This is a genomic window from Mycobacterium sp. TH-M25, assembly GCF_057473665.1.
On record NZ_JBYCLA010000365.1, the window covers coordinates 1 to 5,077 of the forward strand.

The 5,077-nt window shown below is 68.0% G+C and carries 3 protein-coding genes; all 3 read right to left on the minus strand.

Translation table 11 applies throughout. The annotated features are described in order from the left end of the window. A partial coding sequence (locus AC2VOU_RS12285; RefSeq protein WP_486957628.1) for an NAD-dependent epimerase/dehydratase family protein occupies nt 1–1,266 on the minus strand: 1,266 nt, incomplete at its 3' end. Between the two features lie 86 nt (nt 1,267–1,352). Further along, nucleotides 1,353–2,834 (minus strand): acetyl-CoA acetyltransferase, encoded by a 1,482-nt coding sequence (locus AC2VOU_RS12290; RefSeq protein WP_486957629.1) that lies wholly within the window; start codon nt 2,832–2,834, stop codon nt 1,353–1,355. Next, nucleotides 2,834–5,077 (minus strand): CoA transferase (locus AC2VOU_RS12295; RefSeq protein WP_486957630.1); only part of this gene is annotated, 2,244 nt, incomplete at its 5' end. The genes AC2VOU_RS12290 and AC2VOU_RS12295, both read right to left, overlap by 1 nt.

The window sequence follows — 5,077 nt, forward strand, 5'->3', positions numbered from 1 at the left end:
TTTGACCACCACGGTCTTCGCGGCGGCTGAGCCAAGCCGCCGGCTCTGCGGCGGACGACCGAGCGGAAACAGCTCGATCAACGTGTCGCCCAGCGAATCTCGCACCATGTCGTCGACATCCCAGCCGGGAAGCCGCTCTGCGGCAAGCACGCCGGCCGACACGCCAACATAGGGGCGGTGGGCGAAAACCGCGATGGCCCTGCTATCCCATTCGGCGGCAACGATGTCACCGCATGCCAGCAGCGGACTGATCATCCGCGCCGCGGCACGTAAGCCGGGCAATTGGACATCGAGTGTCATCGGGGAAAGTGGGCCGGGCAGGGTCTGGGCCAGCGGGGCCGCGCTGAATACCGGAAAACGCGGATCGACCCGATCGTCGAATTCACCGTCCTGCTCGTCCGGCCAGGCCGACCGTAGCGGTGTCCCATCCGACGGCTCGACCGGCAGCGCGACGTCGACGGGTAGCGGGCGGCGTCCGGGTAGCTCCGTTGCGCCGGTGGCGGTGAGTCTGCGGCCGACCAGCCCGCGCTCGGTATCGGCGATGGCATCGCTGGTGTGCCAGGCGACTTCGAACTTCCATTCCTCGTTCAGCCCGGCGATGTCGAAATGTGGTGTCAGTTCGGGCCAGCTGGGCAGGCGCGCCAGCAGCGGGCGCTGCCCGGCGGACCGCATCATGCTGCGTGCGGCGGCCACGTCGACAGCGTCGGGGTTGGCAAGGTCGACCGCTCCGGTGCGGTTGGTTGCCACGGCGAGCACCAGAAACCGAAGTAGGTCGTCGAAGTGCAACACCCGTACCGGGGCGGCCGCCGACGTGCCGCGCACGAAATTGACGACGGTACGGCAGATCATCCAGTCCAGCTGGCGACCCACCAGCGGCGCAACGCGCACTACCAGGCTCGGCGCCCACCCGCTGGCCACCAGCGTCTCAGCCTGCTCGCAGAGCGCGTGGTCACCCGCCGCAGCGGACACGTAGATCAAGCGGGCGCCCGAGCGGGCCGACGCGTCCGCTACCCGGACCAGACCGTCGATCCCGGCGCTGCCGGGTACCCCGGGCTCGATCGCAGCGAGGTGTAACACCACATCCGCCGCGTCGGCCAACTTCTGCAACATCGGGTCTGCGAGCGGGGCCGGCACGAACGTGACGGCGGGATGCAGCTTCTCGGGTGGGCGGGCAGCGACGCCGGTCACCGCGTGGCCCGCCGCAGTCAACTGCCGGGCCAGGGCGCACCCCAGGATCCCGGTGACGTCGGTCAGCAGAATCCGCACGCCCGAGCACCTCCACGGCGTTTAGTTGATTACCAAACAATAGTCGCGCGGCGCAGCTACAGGTAGCTTCGAGCCGACCCGTTAACTCATTGCAATGTTGCTGAGCCATCGCCGACGACGGTGACTTTGGCGCCACCGATGTCCTCGTTCACGGTCGCCGCGGCCATCTCCGGGTCGGTGATCAACGCCAGCGTGCGCCGTTCGTCGGGGGTGCGGACCGCGATGAAGGCCTTCTCTGGCCGGCCCTCCCGATCGAACGGCGTCGTCCAGGCTTCGACGGTGCCCACGCCTTCCCATTGCACCGCGGCGGTGCGGGTGGGTTCACGATCGACGTCGGACTGTACGTCCTCCCAGCGAAAGTCGGCCTTCGGCGGTTCGCTGCCGTAGACGCCGAAGCTGTGCTTGGTCAGGTAGCCGCCGTTGGCGGTGACCAGCCCGCGTCGGCCCGGGTTGTCGGTCAAGAGTCGGGCCATCGTGGCGATCGAGTGGGCGACGTAGTTGCTCCACGGACCACCGGCGAACGTGAGCCCGCCCGTCACGGTCAGCGGACGGGACGGGTCGTCCACCGGCAGTCCCAGTTCGTTGGCCGCCACCTGCACCGCGGACGGGAAGCAGGAATACAGGTCGACGTAGTCCATGTCGTCGATGCCGAAGCCGGCCAATTCCAGCGCCCGCGCCCCGCCGATCCGGATGGCGGGCGATCGGTGCAACTCGGCGCGCTCGCTGATCGAGTAGGTGTCGTGTGCGTCGGTGCCCGCGTACGGATACACCCAACGCTCCGACGGGATCCCCAGCCGGGTGGCGGCCGCCACCGACGTCAAGATCAACGCGGCCCCCTGGTCGACCATGTTGTTGGAGTTCATCAGCTTGGTGTAGGGCCAGCTGATCATCCGATTCGATGGGCTCGGCCGTGAAATCTCTCGCGCAGCAGCTGGTTCGCGGATCCACGCGTTCGGGTTGCGCGCCGCGACCTCGCTGAACCGCGCCCACAGCTCGCCGACACGGCGGCGGTGATCGTCGACCGACTCCCCCGTGCTCACACGCAGCGATTGCTCGAACATCGGGTAGATGTACGCCGGGCGGTCGAGCTTGATGCGGATTTCGGATTCCCCGGCCATCGGCACGTTCTCGTCGCTGCCTTCGGGCTGTGGAATCGAGTTGTCCTGCTCGGTGGCGTTCAGCCGCAGCCCTTGCTTTCGCAAGTGGGTGCGGGTCCGCCACATTTCTGCGCCGGCCACCAGGATCACGTCGGCGCGTCCCTGCTGGATGTCCACGCAGGCGCGGTTGACCAGTGTCTGCGGGACGTTGCCGCCGATGCCGCTGTATTTGCTGGTGAATTTTTTGACGCCGAGGCGTTGGCCCAGCAGCAGAGCAGGGTCTCGGTAATACACCGACAGCAGGTTGACCACCCGGATCGAGTCGATGGACTCCAGCACGCGGGCGTCGGCCGCTTCGCGCGCGGCCGCGACCATCAAATCGACCGGCTCGAGGGTGGTGTCCGGGGCCGCCTCGCGGTGATTCACCTGGCCGTGCGCGACCAGCACCGGCGTTTTCGGGTTGACGGGCATCACGTGCGACCTTCCGCGGTTTCGGTGGATGCGAACAGCACCCCTTCATGGATCAATTGCTCGATTTCCTCGCGGCTCATGTCGAGGACCTCCAGGCAGATTTCGCGGGTGTCCTGCCCCGGCATCGGCGCGGGGCGTTGCGGTGCCGGCGGAATGTGTCGAAACGGCGCCGGTCCGGTCTCGGCCGGCAGCGGATGGTCGAACAGCGGGTGATGCATGTCGCTGAATAACTTTCGATCGCGCAGTTGCGGGTCTTCTAAGATGTCGGGCGGACGATTCATCGGCCCGGCCGGGACGCCGGCCGACTGCAGCGCCTCGGCGGCCTGTCTGGGGCTGCGATGGCGGGTCCACTCCGACATCCGCTGGGTCAACTCGCTCCGATGTCTCAGCCTGGCCTGGCCGGTTGCCCAACGCGCGTCGTCGGCCAGTTCGGGTACGCCGAAAACCGCACTGGCCGAGCGCCAGTCGGTGTCGGTGCGGATCGAGATCGCGCACCACTCGTCGTCCCCCGCGCAGGGCAGGACTTCGTGAATGCTGGTGTCGTCGACCAGATCAGCGCTGTTCGCGGCGCGGGCGGCGTCGGTGACATAGCGAACGTCGAGTTGGTTGACCACCGCCTCGGCCTGGGAGACATGCACGCGCGAGCCGGCCCCGGTGCGGTCGCGGTGGATCAGCGCGGCCAGGGCGCCGATCGCGGTGATCCGTCCGACCACGTGGTCGGGGAAAACCGTCGTCGCGTCGTAGAACCGGTGCCGGGCAGCGGTGTCTTCCGGATGGGCGTTCGGGTCGGTCCAGAGCTTGCTGACGCCTGCGGTGGCCCGCACCAGCGGGCCGTACCCCAGCCGGTTGCTCCACGGCCCTCGGTCGCCGAATGCGCTGCTTTCGGCGAGCACCACCCGCGGATTGAGCGAGTGCAAGGTGTCGTAGGTAAATCCCAGCGCGGCAAGCGTTCCCGGCTTGAAGTTGGCGAACACCGCGTCGGCGTCGGCGACCAAGCGCCCGAAGACCCGCTTGCCCGCGTCGCTGCGCAAGTCCACGCCGAAAGCCAGGTTGTTGCGGTGCGTCCAGGCAAATGACTCGCTCATCGGCTCACCGATTCTGGCCTGCCGCAATCCGTCCGGGTAGGCCGCGCTTTCGACCTTGATCACCTCGGCGCCCAGGTCGCCGAACAACCGGCTCAGTTCGCCCCCGGCGACGATGATGCCGAGATCGATGATGCGCAACCCGTCGAACGGGCGCGGGCCGGATTTCGCGGGTGCCGCAATCACCGCTCGCTCGCCGGTCCAGCGGGCGTCGTTCTCGCCGGGCCGCGGCGCGGGTACGCGAAACCCGACGTGTTCACCGTCGACTGAGTAGTAGCCGGTCGGGATGGTGCTGCGGACGCCGGGAACAAGTTCGGTGTCGGTGACCGCGCCCACCGACCTGAAGTGCTCGGACGCCAGGATCTGCGCGGGGTCCAGCACCGCGGAGATCGGCACGCCGTGCGACTGCCCTTCGGCAACAAGCGCTTTCATCGTCTGGTGGGCGAACAGTTGGTGAATCAGCGGGCCGATCTGCGGCCACGCCTTGAACCGCGCCGCGATGACGTCGTACGTGGGATCCTGGAATTCGTCGGGTTCGCCCAGCCACCGCCGCAACCCATGCCATTGTCGGGGCGACATCACGCACAGTCGGACGAAACCGTCCTGGCAGGCGTAGATCGGGTAAGCGTCCTGGTTTTTCGGGCGCCCGCGCCACCGATCCGGGTGACGGACGCCCGCCGCGGCCTGCCCATGTGCGCCGAACGCCGGGTCGAGGGCCATCACTACGGCCTCGTATCGGGAGAAATCGATGTAATCGCCTGTCCGACAACGTAGCCGGTTGTAGTAAGCAACCAGCACCGACCACGCCGCTTGGACCGCGGCCGTGGCCGAAGCGATGCCGTCCGGCGGCGAAACCGGTGTGCCGGTGGTCGGTCCCGACCGCGCCAAGGCGCCCGACAGAGCGTAGAGCACCGGGTCGGTGGCGCGCCACGACGCCAATGGGCCCGTCCTGCCGAAGTCCGTCACCGACAGCGCCACCAGGTGAGGGAATCGATCGGCCAACTCTTCGCACGACGTCTCGTAGGCGGCGGCCAGGCCGGGGAGCCCGCTGTCGACGACGATGTCGGCGTCGCCGGCCAGCCGGACCAGCTGTTCGCGGTGGTCCGGATCAGACGGGTCGAGCACGGCGCTGCGCTTGTTCGCGTTGTGCAGCGCGAAGCG

What these genes read in the sequence shown, in the direction of transcription:
- AC2VOU_RS12290 (WP_486957629.1), bottom strand. Translation starts at nt 2,834, where the DNA reads ATGCCCGTCAACCCGAAAACGCCGGTGCTGGTCGCGCACGGCCAGGTG.